Source organism: Fictibacillus marinisediminis (assembly GCF_023149135.1).
GTDB lineage: Bacteria > Bacillota > Bacilli > Bacillales > Fictibacillaceae > Fictibacillus_C > Fictibacillus_C marinisediminis.
Genome location: NZ_JAIWJX010000002.1, coordinates 697,739 through 716,752 on the forward strand (window position 1 = coordinate 697,739; position 19,014 = coordinate 716,752).

Below are 19,014 nucleotides of genomic sequence, written 5' to 3' on the forward strand. Positions count from 1 at the left end.
GGTGTGGACATGTTTTCTTATACCATTAGAAGGATTGGTTTGCTTATCCCGGTGCTTCTCGGGATGACGTTTATTGTATTTATGATGATCAGGGCAATTCCGGGGAATCCTGCTCAATTGATACTTGGCCAGCAGGCTTCAAAGCAGGCTATCGCAACATTAACAAAGCAATTGGGACTGGATCAGCCCTGGTACTCCCAGTTTGTTCATTATTTAACCGGTCTTTTTCAAGGTGATCTTGGAATGTCGCTGAAATCAAGAACACCGATCAGTGAGGAACTCTGGCCGTACCTTGCGGCTACAATCGAACTTTCACTGGTTGCAATTCTGATTGCAGTGGTCGTTGGAGTCAATGCAGGCATTATCTCTGCCTGGTTCCAAAATTCCTGGTTCGATTATGGGGTTATGCTTATTGCATTGATCGGAGTATCCATGCCTATTTTCTGGCTGGGATTGATGGAACAATATTTTGTCTCCATCAAATGGGACTTGCTGCCGACAACAGGCAGGGACAATATCAGGATGCCGGTAGAGGCCATCACACATCTGTATTTGCTTGACACATTACTGGAGGGCAGGTTTGATCAGTTTATTGAAGTCGTTAAGCATTTAATCCTTCCGGGAATTGCACTTGGCACGATTCCAATGGCAATCATCGCAAGGATGACAAGATCAAGCATGCTTGAAGTTATGCGATCGGATTATATCCGCACAGCAAAGGCAAAAGGGTTAAAGATGTTCTGGGTAGTGTACAAGCATTCATTGAAAAATGCCATGATTCCTGTAGTCACGGTAATCGGTCTGCAGACAGGATTGCTTCTCGGTGGTGCCATTCTGACAGAGACCATTTTTGGATGGCCAGGGGTTGGCACATATATTTATGATGCCATTCAATCGCGTGATTATCCCGTTATCCAATCTGGAATTCTGGTAGTGGCCACACTGTTTGTACTTATTAATCTGTTTGTTGATATTTTGTATGCGGCCATTGATCCGCGCATCAAATACTGATAGGGGGAGTTTATTATGGCTGAATTAGCAAGAACAACACCACCGTTAACAAACCCGCCGACAGTGGAACAAGGTGACGACAAAGTCATCTCTCCCTGGAAGGATGCGTGGCGTTCATTCAAGAAAAATAAATTAGCGATGGTCGGACTGGGAATTGTTATTTTCTTTATTTTAATCGCTATTCTGGCTACTGTTTTGGCGCCTTATAGCTTTTCGGATCAGCATCTAGCAGACAAGCATCTGGCGCCTTCGGGAGAGCATTGGTTTGGAACAGATGAATTCGGACGGGATATCTTCAGCAGAGTTTTATACGGGGCACGGATATCATTATGGGTTGGCTTCGTCTCTGTAGCCGGATCAGTCATTGTAGGATCGGCCCTTGGAATCATCGCAGGCTATTATGGAAAATTCATTGATGGCATCATTTCAAGGATCTTTGATATCCTGCTGGCGTTTCCGAGTATTCTTCTCGCTATTGCGGTCGTTTCTGTATTGGGGCCATCTTTAAGAAATGCGCTTATCGCTATTGCCATCATTAATGTGCCGATATTTGGACGTCTTGTACGTTCGAGGGTTCTGAGTGTAAAAGAAGAAGAGTATATCACAGCGGCTAAGGCGATTGGTATGAAGGATTCCAGAATTTTGATACACCATGTGCTTCCAAACAGCATGGCGCCTATCATTGTGCAAGGGACCTTGGCCATCGCAACAGCTATCATTGAGGCAGCTGCCTTAGGGTTTTTAGGACTTGGGGCACAGCCTCCAACTCCTGAGTGGGGAAAAATGCTCGCGGATTCCAGGGACTTTATCATCCAGGCGCCGTGGACCGTTATCTTCCCGGGTATAGCGATCATGCTTACGGTTTTGGGCTTTAACCTGATGGGTGACGGCCTTCGTGACGCGCTTGATCCAAGAATGAAAAACTAATAGAGGAAGCCTGACATGAAAATGTCAGGCTTCTTTTACGGACTAATATTCTAATCTATTTTCTGTTCTTTAATTGTTAGCTCATTGTCATCGGTGTGATGATTTTTGAAGCTCTCAACGAGCCGATTCAAATGCTCCAATTGATCACTGTAATCGATTATTAAGGCGAAAACAGGAAACAGCTGCATCCATTGATCATTTTGGGGAGTTGTATAATAGCTCATGAACGACTGCATTAAAGAACTTTTATTCTCACATAGCTCATCAAGCATGCCAACAGAATGCTGTGAACGGATTTTACCAGTGTATTTCAAATGGATCTGTTCATGGTAATTGGTCAGACAGTCAAGCTGTTCTGTGATCAGATGTTGAAGATCTTCAGGCATGCAGAGCATTTCATTCTCATGGCGGTGAAGACTTCTTAGCAGTTCGAGAGATTTTTTAGTCGTAAAAATCATTTGCCGGTAGAGAACAAGCTTACGGCCTTTGGTAAATTGATTGTTTTTAAAATAAGTGCGGTCTTCTTTGTATAAGAGATAGAGCTGGTCCATTTTAAAGCTGTTTTCTTTCATTGTCCCTATGTCATCCTTGATGGCGGAATAATCAGAGGCATGCCGGATAATCATACGGATCCATTTGATGATGTCGTCTGTCAGATTAGAGATACTGAAATAAAGTTTTGTTTCATGTTTTGGCGGCATAAAAATCAAATTGACAAGAAAAGCTGATACGACGCCCAGCATGATCAATAGAAAACGGCCCATCGCAAACGATATAAAATTAGGTGTCTGGCTTTCCATAATGACTATAACCGTCACGATGGCAAGGGGAATGGTCTTTTCATTCTTCATCTTTAAGTTTACAGCGATGACAATAACGACGACAAATCCGATGACAAATGGGCTGTTGCCCAGCAAAAGGACCGAGACGATGGCAAAGAATGCGCCGATTATATTACCCTGAGCCTGCTCAATAATGGTTTGATAGGACCTGTAGATCGATGGCTGAATCGCAAATGTGGCTGCGATTGCAGCAAAGACAGGTGTACTCAGGTTAAAAAACATGGCTAAATAAATGGCCATGGTAATGGCTAATCCCGTTTTTATCATTCGGGCTCCAAGTTTCATCTTGAATTGGTGTCCCTTCTATAAGTAAGTTAATAATCTTGACAACTATACAATGATTCCTAGTAATAATCAAGTATTCATTTATAACAAAAATATGAATTAAAAAAAGATCTCTATAAAGAGATCTTTTCTACTATTATGGCTATTTATTCCGTGGAAACATCGGGATCAGCCTGTTCTTTTACAGGAATGACCTGCACAAAATGTTCAAGCGGATGTTCCTTGAGATAGTTGATTTCAGCAGCCTCTTCAAACTGCTCTGATTTTACAAGCGCAGATGAATACTTTGTCAGCAGCTCATTAATGTCCTCCGCACCCTTAAACCCGATGGGCTCCAATGAAACTTTGGCACCTTTCGCGATCCTTGTTCTCAATACTTCATACGTCAGACCCATTTCGGGCTGGAGGCGAAGATAGACGACCCCTCCGGTCATTCCAGCGCAGATCCATGGGCCTGGATCCCCGAGTACGAGCCCTCTGCCATTGGTCATATATTCAAAGGCAAATCCCTTGATGTTGGCGTTTACTCCGGTATTTCCACGATCTGCAATGACCGGAGCAGCAAGTTTGCCGCCGATGACAAGATCTGCTCCGGATAGGCGGATTCCGGCTCTTGCATCTGCATTTCCCTGAATCATAAAGAGCCCTTTCTGAGCGCCGTAGGCAAATCCTTTACCTACAGAACCATTGTAATACTGTCCGTTTTTCGCCTTTGATTTCAAGATGGTGATGGACCCGCCGAATGCGGTTTTTGCCAGCCCGTCCTGTGCTCCGCCTTCTACTTTAATTTTAATGCCTTTTGATGTATAGGCCCCAAGCCCGTTTCCGGGAATAGAGCCGTTTTTAAAATAAAGGTGGATATCCGGCTGTTTTCCGGTTCGCTGTGAACGGGTCTTGTGTCCTGAAACCCGGCTGCCGAGTACACGCTGTTCGGCCGTTACAAATTGAAAGTCTCTTGAATGAGGGAGCTGGGTAACATCGTCATCCAAATATTCCGCACCGGCCGCCATTGTTACGGCAGCAAGAAGAGATTCCTGTACATGCGGTAATGGGATCATCTCTTCTACAGTCGATTTTTCCAGCAGGGAAGAGAGATCCAACTGATTGAGTCCGCGATTCTGCACTAACAGATCTGATCGTCCTACAAGTTCCTGTGCCGATGTAAAACCAAGAGAAGCCGTAAGCTGCCGTAGTTCATCGCCAAACACAGTGAACAGTCTGACAAGGCCTTGGACGGCAGGGTCAAATTGCCTTGGAACAAAGCGGCGGAGCCCATGGTCTCTCGCTTTTTGCTCGGAATCAATCTGAGTGGCTATTCCTACATGGCACGTATCAAGATGGCAGCCGCGGCAGGTCGTACAGCCAATGGCTACCATGGAAAGGGTACCGAACCCGATCCTGTTTGCGCCTAGCAGCATCATTTTCACTGCATCAAGAGCACTGCGGATGCCTCCGTCAGCCCAAAGCTCGACTTTATGCCTCAATCCGGCTTCAAGCAGTGCGGTATGGGCAGCTTTTACTCCGATCTCGGCAGGCAATCCGACATGCTGGAGAGCATGCACCCTCGCAGCTCCGGTTCCGCCATCGAAACCGCTCAGCGTAATGATGTCTGCCCCCGCTTTAGCAATGCCGACGGATATGGTGCCGATGTTAGGGACGACAGGTACTTTAACAGATACCTTTGCCTGGTCGTTGGCTGTTTTCAGTTCGGTGATCATTTGTGCAAGATCTTCGATGGAGTAGATATCATGGTTGTTGGAAGGCGAAATTAAATCTGATCCGACTGTGGCATTTCGGGCCTCTGCGATTTTCTCGGTAACCTTCGAACCTGGAAGATGGCCTCCTTCACCAGGTTTAGCTCCCTGGCCGATTTTGATTTCCAATAGATTGGATGAGTTTAGCAGTTCGATATTAACCCCAAAGCGTCCAGAAGCGATCTGCTGTCCGCGTGTCTTCGGATATTTTCCAATCATGTCTTTGATTTCGCCACCCTCGCCGTTTAAGCTGATCATATTCAGCACATCAGCCGCTTCAGCATAGGCTCGAAATGCGGTCTCGTTTTGTGAACCGAAAGACATAGAGCTGATCACAAAAGGAAGGCTGTGATCTTTTACACCAATATCGACATGAGCCGGATCAACAGGTGTTTCAGAACTGGACAGGTCGGTCAGATGGCGAATGGCAATAGGATTGCTTTTTTCCTGGTCCTCCAATTTATCTGCATAGGTTCTGTAACCTGATTTACCGCTGGCGATGTCTCCGATAGATTTCCAAATTCTTGGGAACAAGCGGAAGCTCTTGCTTGCTCTTGCGTCATTTTGCCTGAACACCTCTTTTCTTGCCAGACTGTCTTCTTTCAGTTTAGCAAAATTATATCCAAGCGATTCTGAGCCAAAGAAGTTTACGATATTCAATGTTTCGGCAATTTCGCTGCTCAGTCCGATGCTGGAAAAGAGTCGGTCGTATCCCCTTAACTCATGGATTCCGATTGTAGAAATCACTTTCTCCAGCCCTTTGTTTAATGCTTCAAATAATTTGGCCGCAGGGAGCTGGTTTTCAGGTTCGGTTACGGTCTCAAACAGAAGGTATGGGCTGACTGCATCAGCGCCAAGCCCGATTGTCAGGATGATATCATGAAGAGAACGAATGGCAGCTGATCTGAGAATCAATGAAACGCTGCGTCTCAGGAACTTCTTTCTGAGGCTTTGATCCACTGCTGACAGAACCAGATGAGGATCAAGCCAAAGATGCTTTCTATGTGCCTGGTTGTCATCCAGAATGATCACCGCAGCTCCATTTTCTGCGGCTGCTGCTGCTTCAGAAGAGAGGCGGGAGAGTGCTTCTTCCACGGACTCACTTTCCAGCATGACAGAATGAAGAATATACTTTTCATTTCTTCCTTCAAAATAGGCTGCTACTTGCTCATAAGATGGATGGTTGAATTGCTCCGAAAGGTTTTTCCCATCTATCCCTTCAACCAGCAGCGGTGTAAGGAGTTCAATCGTATTCAGTTCTTTTTCTTTTTTAAAGAGGGAAGGCCGCTTTCCGAGAACGGTACGGGTTGAAAAATGCTCGGTTTCCCTGTCTCTGTCAATCGCCGGGTTGGTAACAACAGCTACACTTTCTTTAATAAAATCAGCAATGTTTTGGCGTTCAGGATGAAGAGCGGCCAGCGGAGAATCATGTCCGAGCGATTGAATGGGTTCGACCCCTTTTTCTGCCATCTGTTCAAGCTGATGGATCTGTTCTCTGTCCCAGCCATAGGCGGCATACCATCCATTATGTTTTTTCAGAGCTGCACGGAAGGGCCCAATTTCCAGGGAAGGTGTTTCTAACCGGTGCCTGGCACCGTCAACACAGATTCTGGTCTCCATCTTTTGGAAGACCTGCTCCTGGTAATCATTGTGATTGTAATAAGTAAGGCGGCCGTCATCTTCCCGTTTCAATCCAACCTTTTCACCGGGAGCAAAACTTTTCGGCTCCGCTGTAAAGTCATTGTTGGAAAGAATTCCTTGTTCAGATGAGAAGTAGAAGGAAGTATCTGTTTCAAGCTGCCAGATCGGACGGAGTCCAAGGGCATCTACACTAAAAACAGCTTCGTTTCCGAACCTTGAGATGATTCCTGCAGGCCCTTGAGCAAAATGTCCCCAGGCTTCCCTTAAATAGGTATACAAATCCTTTAAGTGAGAAGGGTAGGCCTTGATTTCATGAATGATGGGAGGGAACAGAACGTCCATCGCTTCGAACAAGGAGAATCCTTCTCGAAGGATCAGCGTTTCAATGACTCTGTTTAAATCTTGTGAGTCGCTTCCGCCATCAGTAACCGGAATACCAATAATTTCAGCTTCTTCACGGAGTTTGGCGATCGTATTCAATTCGCCGTTATGTCCAAGAACGCTGAAAGGCTGGACTCTGAAAAAGGTGGACAATGTATTGGTAGAATAGCGGTTGTGGCCTAAAGTAATGGTTGACGCGATGAGCGGGTGTGTTAAATCTTCATAATAGGCTGGCAGTGTTTCGCCTGAACCCATGACTTTATAGACAGCATGGTGATTGCTGAGAGAAGCGACATGGACTGCCGGGGACGTTTCGATATCAATCAGCAGGTTATAAAGCGTACGGTCCAGCTCCTCATGATTTTTAACAGGAAGCAGTGCTGCCTGCCAGAAGACTGGTTCTTCACCGCGAGCGATGGGACCTAAGGCCGCAGAATTTGTAACCTCTGTTGCTTCATATATAAGTTCAAGGTGATACTTCTCGAACCATTGTTTAACCGCTTCCATCTCTGAGCGGCTGTCCGCCTTTTTGTCGATGAAAAAATGGCCGACAATAAAATGATCAGAATCCACAGCAGAAGAAGGAAGGCCTTTGCTTGTAAGCTTTTCCTTCCAAAGAAGTCGGGGGATATCGATATTGATACCAATACCATCACCTTCATTTTCAATAAAGCCTGCTCTATGGTTCATCGTGATCAAAGCATGAATAGCATCATCCACATTTTTCTTGGTCGGAATGTTCTCTTTCTCAATCACCGAAACGATTCCACAGCTGTCAAATTCCTGCTTGCGATAATTCTTAAACAAAGCAGGACTCCATGATTTACTCATACGAAAGCCTCCCTTACCCCTATGTTTCATACTTTATAAGACATAAAAAAACCACATCGCGAGAAATGGTTTTATCTCTTTACCCGTGTAATGTTTTAAAGCAATTGAACAATATAGTTAAATATTATCATCGTTTGAATAGTCAGTCAATTATTTTTATTCAAACTAATGTATATCAGAGAAGGGTTAAGGTGGTGCTTTGAGTGCAATCATTTAGAAAGCGCTTACATTTTAGAGTGGAAAAACAGAGTGGTTTATGCACTCTGTTTCATAAATTTACATCGAAGTAATTTTCTTAAACGAACGTTCAACCGCTTCGAGCGTTTCTGCGATGTCTTGATCAGTATGAGCGGTGGTTAAAAACATGGCTTCATACTTAGAGGGAGCAAGGTTGATTCCTTCTGCAAGCATGGCTTTAAAGTAGTTTCCAAATCGCTCTCCATCGGTGCTTTCGGCCTGTTCATAGTTCACGATTTTCTCATTCGTAAAGTAGACGGTAAGCGCCCCTTTTAAACGGTTAATCGTAATGGGAACACCATAGGCCTTTGCATGCCCCAAGATGCCTTCTTCAAGCTGTTTGCCCAGTTCATCCATTCTTTCATATACGCCTTCTTCTTGAAGAACTTCAAGACAGGCGATTCCCGCAGAGATGGAAGCCGGATTTCCGGCCATTGTTCCTGCCTGATAAGCGGGGCCTAAAGGCGCTACTTTTTCCATAATTTCTTTCTTGCCGCCGTATGCTCCGATCGGCAGACCTCCGCCGATGATTTTTCCAAGTGCAGTCATATCCGGTTTTACGTTAAGAAGATCTTGTGCACCGCCATACATAAAGCGAAAAGCTGTTATGACTTCATCATAGATGACGAGAGCGCCGGCCTTGTGAGTCAGCTCATTTACAGCTTCCAAAAAACCTTCTTTAGGTTCAACGATACCGAAGTTTCCGACGATGGGTTCAACGAGAACCGCAGCAATCTGGTCACCCCAGCGGTCTAACGCCTCACGGTAGGAATCAATATCATTGAACGGAACCGTGATGACTTCCTGAGCGATGCTTTTGGGAACGCCGGCGGAATCAGGTGTTCCGAGTGTTGATGGGCCAGAACCGGCGGCTACAAGTACGAGATCTGAATGGCCATGATAGCAGCCCGCAAACTTTATGATCTTGTCGCGTCCAGTGTAAGCGCGGGCTACACGGATCGTTGTCATGACGGCTTCTGTGCCTGAGTTGACAAACCTCACCTTTTCCATGGCAGGCATAGCCTCTTTCAGCATTTTTGCAAATCTCACTTCCAGGCTTGTCGGTGTGCCGTACAGCACGCCGTTTTCCGCAGCCTTCGTTATGGCTTTTGTGATATGCGGATGGGCGTGGCCTGTAATGATGGGTCCGTATGCTGCCAAGTAATCGATGTACCGGTTTCCGTCCACATCCCAGAAGTAGGCTCCTTGTGCTCTTTCCATGAATACTGGTGCTCCTCCGCCTACTGCTTTAAAGGAACGTGAAGGGCTGTTCACTCCACCGACAATATGTTCCTGCGCTTCTTTATATAATAATTCTGACTGCTGATGATTCATTGATTATCCTCCTTGCTGTCCATACATTCCCCATGGGGTAAATGAAACAAAACAATTAAAATCCATCATATATTGTAGCATGTTTTAGGCGATGCTGTAGAAGATCCGCTTAAGCAGGCTAAATAGATTGAGGTAAGCGGAGACTTAGGATAAACTAGTTCATGCTGGTTAAAAACGGGTGCCTGGCACCATTAAGAAAGTTTTCGGAGGAAAAACACAATGGATTATATTATAGATGTAAAAGATTTGCGTAAAGAATTCACATCCCATTCAAGCCGTTCGGGGCTTAAGGGAGCATTTCGTGATCTGTTTACGAGAAACTACACCATCAAGACAGCAGTGGATGACATCTCTCTGCAAATACGTAAAGGGGAAATGGTTGGTTATATCGGGGAAAACGGTGCCGGTAAGTCCACGACCATCAAAATGCTGACAGGCATTCTGACTCCCACTTCAGGGCAAGTAATGGTTAATGGAATGAACCCCCATAAGGACAGGGAGAAATTTGTACGCAGCATCGGGGTGGTGTTTGGGCAGAGATCTCAGTTATGGTGGGATATTGCGGTTCAGGAATCCTTCCGTCTGCTGAAGAAAGTCTACAATGTTCCGGATGAATTCTATAACTCCCACATGACGGATGTTATACAAACACTGGCGATTGAACCTCTGCTCGATAAACCGGTGCGAAAGCTGTCTTTAGGACAGCGTATGAGATGTGAACTTGCGGCAGCGCTTATTCACAACCCGCCGCTTCTGTTCCTGGATGAACCTACCATCGGGCTGGACGTGCTGGTGAAGCTTAAGATCCGTGAATTTTTAAAAGAGATTAATGCAAAATACGGAACGACCATTCTTTTGACTACACATGATCTGTCAGACATAGAGGCGCTATGTGAACGGGTCATCATGCTCGATGAAGGTAAGATCATCTACGATGGAGCCCTTCGCCAGCTCCGTGAAAACTGGGGAGAAGGCAAGCAGATTCAATTCCTTTTCACTGAGGATGTGTTTATGAATGAACTGCAGGAATTGACGAAGGAGCACCTTGTTGTGTGGGAGCAAGGCAGCAATGTGAACAGCTGGACAGCAAGTGTGGAGAACGATGAGGAAGTGATCTCTGCGGTCATTGGTAAGGTCGTTGCTGCAAAGAGAATTGCAGATTTAAAGATTGTTGAGATTACGACAGAAGAAATTATCCGCAATATTTACGAAGAAGGAGCAGTCCGGAATGGCTAAATATTTAGAAATGATCCGCATCCGCTTCTTGATGATGCTGGCCTACCGGACAAACTATTACAGCGGTATTTTGATCTATAGCATCAATATAGGAGCGTATTACTTTTTGTGGAGTGCAATCTATGGGGATAAACCATCAATCCAGCATCTCTCTATTGTCCAGATGACTACATACATTGCGGTCTCCTGGATGGCAAGGGCCTTCTACTTTAATAACATTGACAGGGAAATAGCGCTTGAGATCAAGGAAGGAAAAGTGGCCATCGAGATGATCAGGCCGTATAACTACCTTAGCATGAAGATGATGCAGGGATTGGGAGAAGGTGTTTTCAGGATTCTCTTTTTCTCGGTACCGGGCATGGTCATCGTCTATTTCATCTTTCCGATCCAGTTTACTAGTCATCCGGCAACATGGCTGTATTTCCTGGTATCTATTATTTTAAGCTTCATTATTAATACTCAGATCAATTTGCTGACAGGAATTGCAACCTTCTTCCTATTTAATAATGATGGTTTAATCCGGGCAAAGCGTGTTGTAATCGATCTGTTCTCCGGGTTAATCCTGCCAATCAGCTTCTTTCCCGGCTGGGCCCAAAGTATTATGGGCTATTTGCCGTTTCAGGGAATCAGTTATATTCCGAGCATGATATTTACGGAAGGGTTTCAGGGAAGTGAGGTTATCCACGGGCTGATGAATCAAGCACTGTGGTGCCTCGTTCTCTTTATACCGATCCAGGTGCTGTGGACAACAGCAAAACGTCAGCTCATCGTGCAAGGAGGGTAATGAGGAATGTCCTATCTTTCTATCTTTTTTCAATATGCAGGCCAATATTTAAAAACAAGGCTGACCTACCGTGCAGATATGCTCGTTGAAATATTTTCAGATCTGCTCTTTCAAGCTGTTAACCTTATTTTTATACTCGTGGTATTCGGCCACACCAGTCTTCTGAAAGGCTGGAGCAAAGATGAGATGGTCTTTATCTATGGCTTTTTTCTCGTTCCATTTGCGGTTTTCGGTGCTTTCTTTAACATTTGGGACTTCACGGACCGCTATATCGTGAAAGGGGAAATGGACAGAATTCTGACCCGGCCGATCCATAGTCTGTTTCAGATTATTTTAGAACGGATGGAGCTTGAGTCATTGTTCGGGGGCGTTACTGGCCTGGCGATTATGTATTATGCTGGTAACAATCTGGGATTAAGCTTGCATTGGTATGACCCATTTATTTTTCTCGTCCTGGTCGCAGGCGGTGCCCTTGTGTATGCAGGAATCTTTGTTACGCTGGCGAGCATCGGTTTCTGGTCGGACAGCAGAACGGATATTATGCCGATGATGTACAACATTGGGAACTACGGCCGTTATCCGGTAGATATTTATAATCGGATCATTCGCTATGTACTTACGTGGATTCTTCCTTTTGCTTTCGTCGGAGTTTATCCGGCAGCTTATTTTCTTGGCAGGGAAGAGTGGTACCATTATGCCTTCATCACACCGCTGATCGGCGTCATTTTCTTCGCTATCTCTGTTTTTTTATGGAATATAGGTGTAACCAAATATCGTGGGGCAGGTAATTAGCCGGTAAACAGGCACTCTTTTATGAGTGTCTGTTTTTTATTTTGGATATTTAAGCAGTAAAAAACTATGCTTATATGTCTGGAACATCCATGGCGGCTCCTCTTGTTGCCGGTGTAGCCGGATTGCTTGCTTCACAAGGAAAAAGTGCATCTCAAATCCGTGCGGCAATTGAAAATACAGCGGGACAAGATTTCAGGCACAGGAACGTATTTCTCTAAAAGGAGTGTCAATGAAGCAAATGCTGTAAGTTACTAATCCATATAAAAAGGGCTAGAAAAAAATCGTTTTCCAGCCCTTTTTTTTGTGTTCGTTCAGTCCTATTGTGTACCTGTCCTATTTGTCAAAGGGGCTGCATACACTGCTAACAGAGGCGGTGGGGGATTTGATTTATCTTGCGATGCTTTTTTTATCGGGGTTGATTGTATATAAAAGTCTTCAATCCCTTTTTTCACACCCGGTCATGAAGCATCAGCTCATGTCATTAAACCACCTATTTGTGCTCGTAATCGTCTATATCACCATCATCCTCGGTTTCGGTCTCATGTATACCTCACTGCTTCTCATGGATTTTCATGTACTGATGAAACACGGGGAAGTCATCGGGCATCGCTATTTTTTTTATGTGATTGATGATGCCATGTATTTCAGCTCGATGACAATGCTATCTGTAGGGTATGGCGATTTGACGCCTATGGGGTTTGGAAGATGGCTATCAATTATTGAAGCGCTGATCGGCTATTTGCTTCCTGCAGCTTTTGTACTGACTTCAGTCATTGACAGGAACTCCGCATCAAAAAAGTTGTAGGAACGGGCGGAATTGGTTACCCTCTTTATATAGATGAAAGTAAAGCAGGAGGGATATCCATGACAGTTGCTGAAGGAGAAAAAGCACCGGATTTTACATTGCCGGCAAGTAATGGAGAAGATGTAAAGCTATCAGATTTTCAGGGGGAAAATGTGGTGTTGTATTTTTACCCGAAAGATATGACCCCTGGATGCACGGCGCAAGCCTGTGATTTCAGGGATAAGCATGATGAATTTAAAGACTTGGATGCCGTTATCCTCGGAGTAAGTACAGATCCGCTTGCCCGACATGAAAAATTTATTGATAAATACGGCCTGCCGTTCTTGCTTCTGGCAGACGAGGAACATGAAGCCGCAGAGCTTTTCGGAGTTTGGAAACTAAAGAAGAACTTCGGAAAAGAGTACATGGGGATTGAGCGCTCAACTTTCATTCTCGATAAAGAAGGAAACGTTGTGAAAGAGTATAGAAAAGTGAAAGTGAAAGAGCATATTGACGAAGTTCTGATTTATATAAAAGAAAACCTGAAATAAAGAAAAGGGCACTGCTTTTGGAAGCAGGCCCTTTTGCAATTAATGCTCAAGCAGATCGCTTACTGGCACTTCCATGTCATGATCAGGTTCATCATTGGGATGCACCCAGGCTGTTCCGCTTGATGAATTTATGGACTCAATCCATACTGGCTTACCAAAATACATTACTTCAATTTCGCTAGGCGAAGAAATAATCTGTTTTGCTCGATCCACGTTCATAAGTAACAAGCTCCTTTATTTTTTCCTATAGTATGAGCATATGAACCAGGTATATACTCCCGGATTAATTATGGGCAACATGAAGGTTTTAATGATAAGATGGAATTGTTGGAATTTTTTAAAGATACATAGAATAGGGGAGATTTACAATGTTAGATGAAAGAGTCGTCACTCTTGCCAGGACGCTGCTGCACCACTCTGTAGAATTAAAAAAAGGAGAGCGTGTGCTGATCACTTCACCTCTAACTGCCAGGCCATTAATTAAAGCCCTCATTAAAGAAGCTTACGCGATGGGTGCTTATCCGTACGTGAATATATATGATGACGAAATCAGCCGTTACTTAATTACAGGCTATGAAGCAGAGCAGCTGGAAACCTCAATGGGCTGGGATTTGAAAAGAGTCAAAGAGGTGGATGCGTATATCTCCATCGCAAGTTCAGAGAATGATTCCGAACTGTCTGAAGTACCTGGCGACAAGTTCCAGCTTCGCGGTGAGTACTTTAAACCCGTGCAAAAAGTCATCATTAATGAACGTAAATGGGTGCTTTTGAATTACCCTACCAAGGGACTTGCTCAGAAAGCTAAAATGAGCTTCGAGTCGTTTGAGAACTTCCTATTGGATGTCTGCAATGTTGATTATAAGAAAATGGAGCAGGCACAGCAGCCGTTAAAAGAATTGATGGAGCGTACGGACAAGGTAAGAATTGTATCGCCTGGTACCGACCTGTCGTTTTCCATTGAAGGAATCCCGGCTGTTAAATGTGCAGGTGAGAACAATATCCCGGATGGGGAAGTCTTTACAGCTCCGGTCAAGGACAGTGTAAATGGGACAATTACCTATAATACGCCGTGTCCTTACCGCGGAACGATATTCAACAATGTCAGTCTTACGTTTGAAAACGGCAAAATTGTAGAAGCAACAGCTGACAACTCAGAGAAACTCAATGAAATCTTTGATACTGATGATGGGGCACGCTTTGTAGGAGAGTTTGCGATCGGTGTTAACCCGATGATCCAGCATCCAATGGGCGACATCCTTTTTGATGAAAAAATTTGCGGCAGTATTCACTTTACACCTGGAGAGGCATATGAAGATGCGGACAATGGAAACCGTTCCTCCGTGCACTGGGATATGGTTCTCATCCAGCGTCCTGAATACGGCGGCGGAGAACTGTATTTTGATGATGTATTAGTCAGAAAAGACGGCCTATTTGTTATTCCGGAACTTGAGGGCTTAAATCCTGAGAATCTAAAATAGAAAATAAACATCAAGGCGTCTGACTATACTTCGTTTCATGATTTGCATAGGATTTAGTAATAACTCTTCCAATCGATGTGCGGGAATCTCTCCCGCACTTTTTATGTGCATTTGGGGAATCGTAATAATGTAACTCTAATGGAACGGGTAAGAAAAAAGACCTGGATCTTTTGTGGTTCAGTGTACATATACAGGCCAATGGATTGACAAAAGCAGGCAGTTCAAGATACACTAATTATAAACATTATAATGTAATAATTTCTTTTGAGAGTGAGGTGCATGACGATGTCTGAAGTACGCATAAATGAAGCAATAGATACATTAAAACAGTCTGGAGTTCGCATTACTCCTCAGCGTCATGCGATTCTGGAACACTTGATACAATCTATGACACATCCAACAGCAGATGAAATATACAAATCCTTAGAGGGTAAATTTCCTAACATGAGCGTTGCGACGGTCTATAATAACCTTAGGGTATTTAAAGAAGTAGGTCTCGTTAAAGAATTGACCTACGGAGATGCTTCCAGCCGTTTTGATTGTGTAACGACAGAGCATTACCACATTATATGCGAGGGATGCGGCAAAATAGTGGATTTCCACTATCCTGGACTTGATGAGGTTGAAACACTGGCTGAATCCGTAACGGGGTTTGACGTTGGACACCACCGCATGGAAATCTACGGAACTTGCCCGGATTGCAAAACTAAAAAGCATTAAAATAAGCTGAACCAGCTTGACTGGATCAGCTTATTTTTTTGCGGTCTTTTTCATAGCGCGTCTTGAATTATATTTTTCGTCAAATTCAAGACCTTCAAGATCCTTATCAAGCGTAAGCGGCTGATTGCATGCCATGCACGCATCCGCGCGACCCAATACTTTGGTGACTTTCCCGCAATTTGGGCATACAACCTGAACAGCATTCGTTGAGATCATACCAATCCAAAAATAAACTCCGGCACTTGCGAGGGTTGCAAGAAATCCAATTAACATAAATAATGACATTAGTATAAAGTGGCTTCTGAAAAATATGCCGGCATACATAATAATGATTCCAATAAAAACAAGACTTAAAGCAAACGTACGTATTTTATTGATCTTGCTCGTATATTTTATCATGGTTGTCCCTCCTAAATTACAGTATACAAGGACTTGAAAAAAAAGAAAGGATTTTCAGCGGCTGCGTTGAAATGTATGGAGACCGAAATTAGAACGGGAGTTGAAGGCATGGAAGACTTGTTACGCCCGCTTTATCAAGAAAGGGCAAGTAACGAAAACACACTTGGAGTTCTATTGATTGAAAAGAACAAACCATTTAGTCCATTAACGGATAATTTTGACTGCATCTTATTTATCATTGTCACTCATGGGGAGAAACCATGGAGTGTCAAACATTATGAATTTGATGATAAGATTGCTGCTTTACATATTGTGACAGAAGAGCGGCTGAATGAATGGCTTCTTCTCGGCTCAAACCGCCGTGTCGTCGATTGGGTCATTAATGGGAAAGTCCTGTTTAACCGAAACGAATATATCACTGAATTGAGAGACAGGCTTGATAAATTCCCAGTTCCTGAACGTTCCAAAAAGATTACTCTAGAATTTGCCAAACTGCTTCGCCGCTTTTCTGATGGAAAAGAGCTTTTTCACAGTGGACAGCACCTTGATTCGTTCAATCATATACTCCATGCTCTCCATCATCTGGCACGTCTGGCTGTTATCGAGCGGGGGTTCCACCCGGAAATTACAGTTTGGAATCAAGTAAAGGTAATCGAGCCTCAAATCTACAAACTATATGAAGAACTGATTACCGGAAATGAATCCATCGCTAAACGAATCGAACTTCTATTAATAGCAAGCGAATTTTCCATCAGCTCCAAAACGAAGCTAGGCGCGGGCCACTTATTAACTATATTCGAAGAACAATACGAGTGGACAGTCGCTGAACTGATGGAACACCGTGAAATTGCAGATTACTCTATTGACCTTGGAATCCTGCTTGAGCACCTTATTGAAAAAGGAATTGTGGATGTAATCCGCCAGCAGACCAAAGGCAAGCATTTGTTTCACCGTCACTATACAACGAATAAATAAAGGAATTAAACTTTTTTCTGAAAAGGTGTTGACCTCTTTCTTGCTATCATGGTATAGTACTACTTGTCGCTGAAACGACGCGGCAAACATGAACAAACACAAACAAAAAAGAGGTTGACACCTTACACCAAAGATGTTATCCTGAGAAAGTCGCCAAAACGAGCGACATTCGACAAAATGTTCTTTGAAAACCAAACAAAAGCCAGGTAAGTCAGGGATTTTACAATCCCATCAATTTTTAAACTTTAAGAGCTATATCAAACACTTTATTGGAGAGTTTGATCCTGGCTCAGGATGAACGCTGGCGGCGTGCCTAATACATGCAAGTCGAGCGAACCAAAGAGAGCTTGCTCTCTGAGGTTAGCGGCGGACGGGTGAGTAACACGTGGGTAACCTGCCTGTAAGACGGGGATAACTTCGGGAAACCGAAGCTAATACCGGATGATAAAGAGAAACGCCTGTTTCTTTTTTGAAAGTCGGCCTTGTGCTGACGCTTACAGATGGGCCCGCGGCGCATTAGCTAGTTGGTGAGGTAACGGCTCACCAAGGCGACGATGCGTAGCCGACCTGAGAGGGTGATCGGCCACACTGGGACTGAGACACGGCCCAGACTCCTACGGGAGGCAGCAGTAGGGAATCTTCGGCAATGGACGAAAGTCTGACCGAGCAACGCCGCGTGAGCGATGAAGGCCTTCGGGTCGTAAAGCTCTGTTGTCAGAGAAGAACAAGTACCGGAGTAACTGCCGGTACCTTGACGGTACCTGACCAGAAAGCCACGGCTAACTACGTGCCAGCAGCCGCGGTAATACGTAGGTGGCAAGCGTTATCCGGAATTATTGGGCGTAAAGCGCGCGCAGGCGGTTCTTTAAGTCTGATGTGAAAGCCCACGGCTCAACCGTGGAGGGTCATTGGAAACTGGGGAACTTGAGTGCAGGAGAGAAAAGTGGAATTCCACGTGTAGCGGTGAAATGCGTAGAGATGTGGAGGAACACCAGTGGCGAAGGCGGCTTTTTGGCCTGTAACTGACGCTGAGGCGCGAAAGCGTGGGGAGCAAACAGGATTAGATACCCTGGTAGTCCACGCCGTAAACGATGAGTGCTAGGTGTTGGGGGGTTCCACCCTCAGTGCTGACGTTAACACATTAAGCACTCCGCCTGGGGAGTACGACCGCAAGGTTGAAACTCAAAGGAATTGACGGGGGCCCGCACAAGCAGTGGAGCATGTGGTTTAATTCGAAGCAACGCGAAGAACCTTACCAGGTCTTGACATCCTCTGACCATCCTAGAGATAGGACTTTCCCCTTCGGGGGACAGAGTGACAGGTGGTGCATGGTTGTCGTCAGCTCGTGTCGTGAGATGTTGGGTTAAGTCCCGCAACGAGCGCAACCCTTGACCTTAGTTGCCAGCATTCAGTTGGGCACTCTAAGGTGACTGCCGGTGACAAACCGGAGGAAGGTGGGGATGACGTCAAATCATCATGCCCCTTATGACCTGGGCTACACACGTGCTACAATGGGTGGTACAAAGGGTTGCAAAGCCGCGAGGCCGAGCCAATCCCAAAAAGCCACTCTCAGTTCGGATTGTAGGCTGCAACTCGCCTACATGAAGCCGGAATTGCTAGTAATCGCGGATCAGCATGCCGCGGTGAATACGTTCCCGGGCCTTGTACACACCGCCCGTCACACCACGAGAGTTTGTAACACCCGAAGTCGGTGGGGTAACCTTTTAGGAGCCAGCCGCCGAAGGTGGGACAGATGATTGGGGTGAAGTCGTAACAAGGTAGCCGTATCGGAAGGTGCGGCTGGATCACCTCCTTTCTATGGAGACATGAGTGCACTTTGATGCCTCATGAACTTACCTGAGCTTTTGTTTGGTTTTGAAAGAACATCGTTTCTTTCAAACAATAGAGGTTATGTGACGCATTTTTTTGCGCGCACGGACCATGTTCCTTGAAAACTAGATAACGAAACATCCAAACAAAGCCAACTAATTCATTAGTTGTGCGCTGATTTAGTAACAATTAAGACGATTCAGCAGCGACAAGATCGAGGA

16 protein-coding genes and 1 rRNA gene are annotated in these 19,014 nt (G+C 44.8%); 12 read left to right on the forward strand and 5 right to left on the reverse strand.

Annotation, left to right across the window (positions count from 1 at the left end):
• The first annotated feature begins 9 nt into the window (after positions 1–9).
• Entirely contained in the window at positions 10–1,011 is a 1,002-nt protein-coding gene (locus LCY76_RS03860; protein ID WP_248251537.1) for an ABC transporter permease, read from the forward strand.
• 15 nt (positions 1,012–1,026) lie between these two features.
• The gene (locus LCY76_RS03865; RefSeq protein ID WP_248251538.1) at positions 1,027–1,938 is read left to right on the forward strand and encodes an ABC transporter permease; all 912 of its coding nucleotides are present in this window, start codon (positions 1,027–1,029) and stop codon (positions 1,936–1,938) included.
• Between the two features lie 50 nt (positions 1,939–1,988).
• Here the strand turns inward: LCY76_RS03865 and LCY76_RS03870 are convergent, their stop codons facing one another.
• The 3 genes from LCY76_RS03870 to LCY76_RS03880 form a co-directional block, all read right to left on the reverse strand.
• Positions 1,989–3,065 carry an FUSC family protein gene (locus tag LCY76_RS03870; RefSeq protein WP_248251539.1) on the reverse strand — a complete coding sequence of 359 codons (1,077 nt, stop codon included), beginning with the start codon at positions 3,063–3,065 and terminating at the stop codon, positions 1,989–1,991.
• A gap of 146 nt (positions 3,066–3,211) precedes the next feature.
• Entirely contained in the window at positions 3,212–7,672 is a 4,461-nt protein-coding gene (locus LCY76_RS03875) for a glutamate synthase-related protein (RefSeq protein WP_248251540.1), read from the reverse strand.
• A 276-nt stretch (positions 7,673–7,948) separates the two neighbouring features.
• Entirely contained in the window at positions 7,949–9,244 is a 1,296-nt protein-coding gene (locus LCY76_RS03880) for a glutamate-1-semialdehyde 2,1-aminomutase (RefSeq protein WP_248251541.1), read from the reverse strand.
• A 219-nt stretch (positions 9,245–9,463) separates the two neighbouring features.
• Between LCY76_RS03880 and LCY76_RS03885 the strand changes: the two genes are divergently transcribed.
• The 6 genes from LCY76_RS03885 (at position 9,464) to bcp (ending at position 13,391) form a co-directional block, all read left to right on the forward strand.
• A complete protein-coding gene (locus LCY76_RS03885; protein WP_248251542.1) occupies positions 9,464–10,480 on the forward strand; it encodes an ABC transporter ATP-binding protein in 1,017 nt (338 codons plus the stop codon).
• Entirely contained in the window at positions 10,473–11,264 is a 792-nt protein-coding gene (locus tag LCY76_RS03890) for an ABC transporter permease (protein WP_248251543.1), read from the forward strand. The genes LCY76_RS03885 and LCY76_RS03890 overlap by 8 nt, the downstream gene beginning before the upstream one ends.
• 6 nt (positions 11,265–11,270) lie before the next feature.
• Positions 11,271–12,056, forward strand: coding sequence for an ABC transporter permease (locus LCY76_RS03895; protein WP_248251544.1), 786 nt, complete (start codon positions 11,271–11,273; stop codon positions 12,054–12,056).
• An 89-nt stretch (positions 12,057–12,145) separates the two neighbouring features.
• The gene (locus LCY76_RS03900; protein ID WP_248254579.1) at positions 12,146–12,274 is read left to right on the forward strand and encodes a S8 family serine peptidase; all 129 of its coding nucleotides are present in this window, start codon (positions 12,146–12,148) and stop codon (positions 12,272–12,274) included.
• A 155-nt stretch (positions 12,275–12,429) separates the two neighbouring features.
• Entirely contained in the window at positions 12,430–12,861 is a 432-nt protein-coding gene (locus tag LCY76_RS03905) for an ion channel (RefSeq protein WP_248254580.1), read from the forward strand.
• 59 nt (positions 12,862–12,920) lie between these two features.
• A complete protein-coding gene (bcp, locus tag LCY76_RS03910) occupies positions 12,921–13,391 on the forward strand; it encodes a thioredoxin-dependent thiol peroxidase (RefSeq protein WP_248251545.1) in 471 nt (156 codons plus the stop codon).
• Between the two features lie 39 nt (positions 13,392–13,430).
• Here bcp and LCY76_RS03915 read toward each other — a convergent pair whose 3' ends face one another.
• Positions 13,431–13,610 carry an H-type small acid-soluble spore protein gene (locus LCY76_RS03915; protein ID WP_248251546.1) on the reverse strand — a complete coding sequence of 60 codons (180 nt, stop codon included), beginning with the start codon at positions 13,608–13,610 and terminating at the stop codon, positions 13,431–13,433.
• Positions 13,611–13,759: 149 nt separating this feature from the next.
• On the opposite strand from LCY76_RS03915, the gene LCY76_RS03920 reads away from it, so the two are divergent.
• Positions 13,760–14,869 carry an aminopeptidase gene (locus tag LCY76_RS03920; RefSeq protein ID WP_248251547.1) on the forward strand — a complete coding sequence of 370 codons (1,110 nt, stop codon included), beginning with the start codon at positions 13,760–13,762 and terminating at the stop codon, positions 14,867–14,869.
• 285 nt (positions 14,870–15,154) lie between these two features.
• Positions 15,155–15,589 carry a peroxide-responsive transcriptional repressor PerR gene (gene perR / locus LCY76_RS03925; protein WP_053355641.1) on the forward strand — a complete coding sequence of 145 codons (435 nt, stop codon included), beginning with the start codon at positions 15,155–15,157 and terminating at the stop codon, positions 15,587–15,589.
• Between the two features lie 30 nt (positions 15,590–15,619).
• Here the strand turns inward: perR and LCY76_RS03930 are convergent, their stop codons facing one another.
• The gene (locus tag LCY76_RS03930; RefSeq protein WP_053355640.1) at positions 15,620–15,988 is read right to left on the reverse strand and encodes a YgzB family protein; all 369 of its coding nucleotides are present in this window, start codon (positions 15,986–15,988) and stop codon (positions 15,620–15,622) included.
• A 108-nt stretch (positions 15,989–16,096) separates the two neighbouring features.
• On the opposite strand from LCY76_RS03930, the gene LCY76_RS03935 reads away from it, so the two are divergent.
• Together LCY76_RS03935 and LCY76_RS03940 are read left to right on the forward strand one after the other, a co-directional pair.
• A complete protein-coding gene (locus tag LCY76_RS03935; RefSeq protein WP_248251548.1) occupies positions 16,097–16,963 on the forward strand; it encodes a nucleotidyltransferase-like protein in 867 nt (288 codons plus the stop codon).
• Positions 16,964–17,229: 266 nt separating this feature from the next.
• A 16S ribosomal RNA gene (locus tag LCY76_RS03940) occupies positions 17,230–18,779 on the forward strand.
• Positions 18,780–19,014 lie beyond the last annotated feature (235 nt).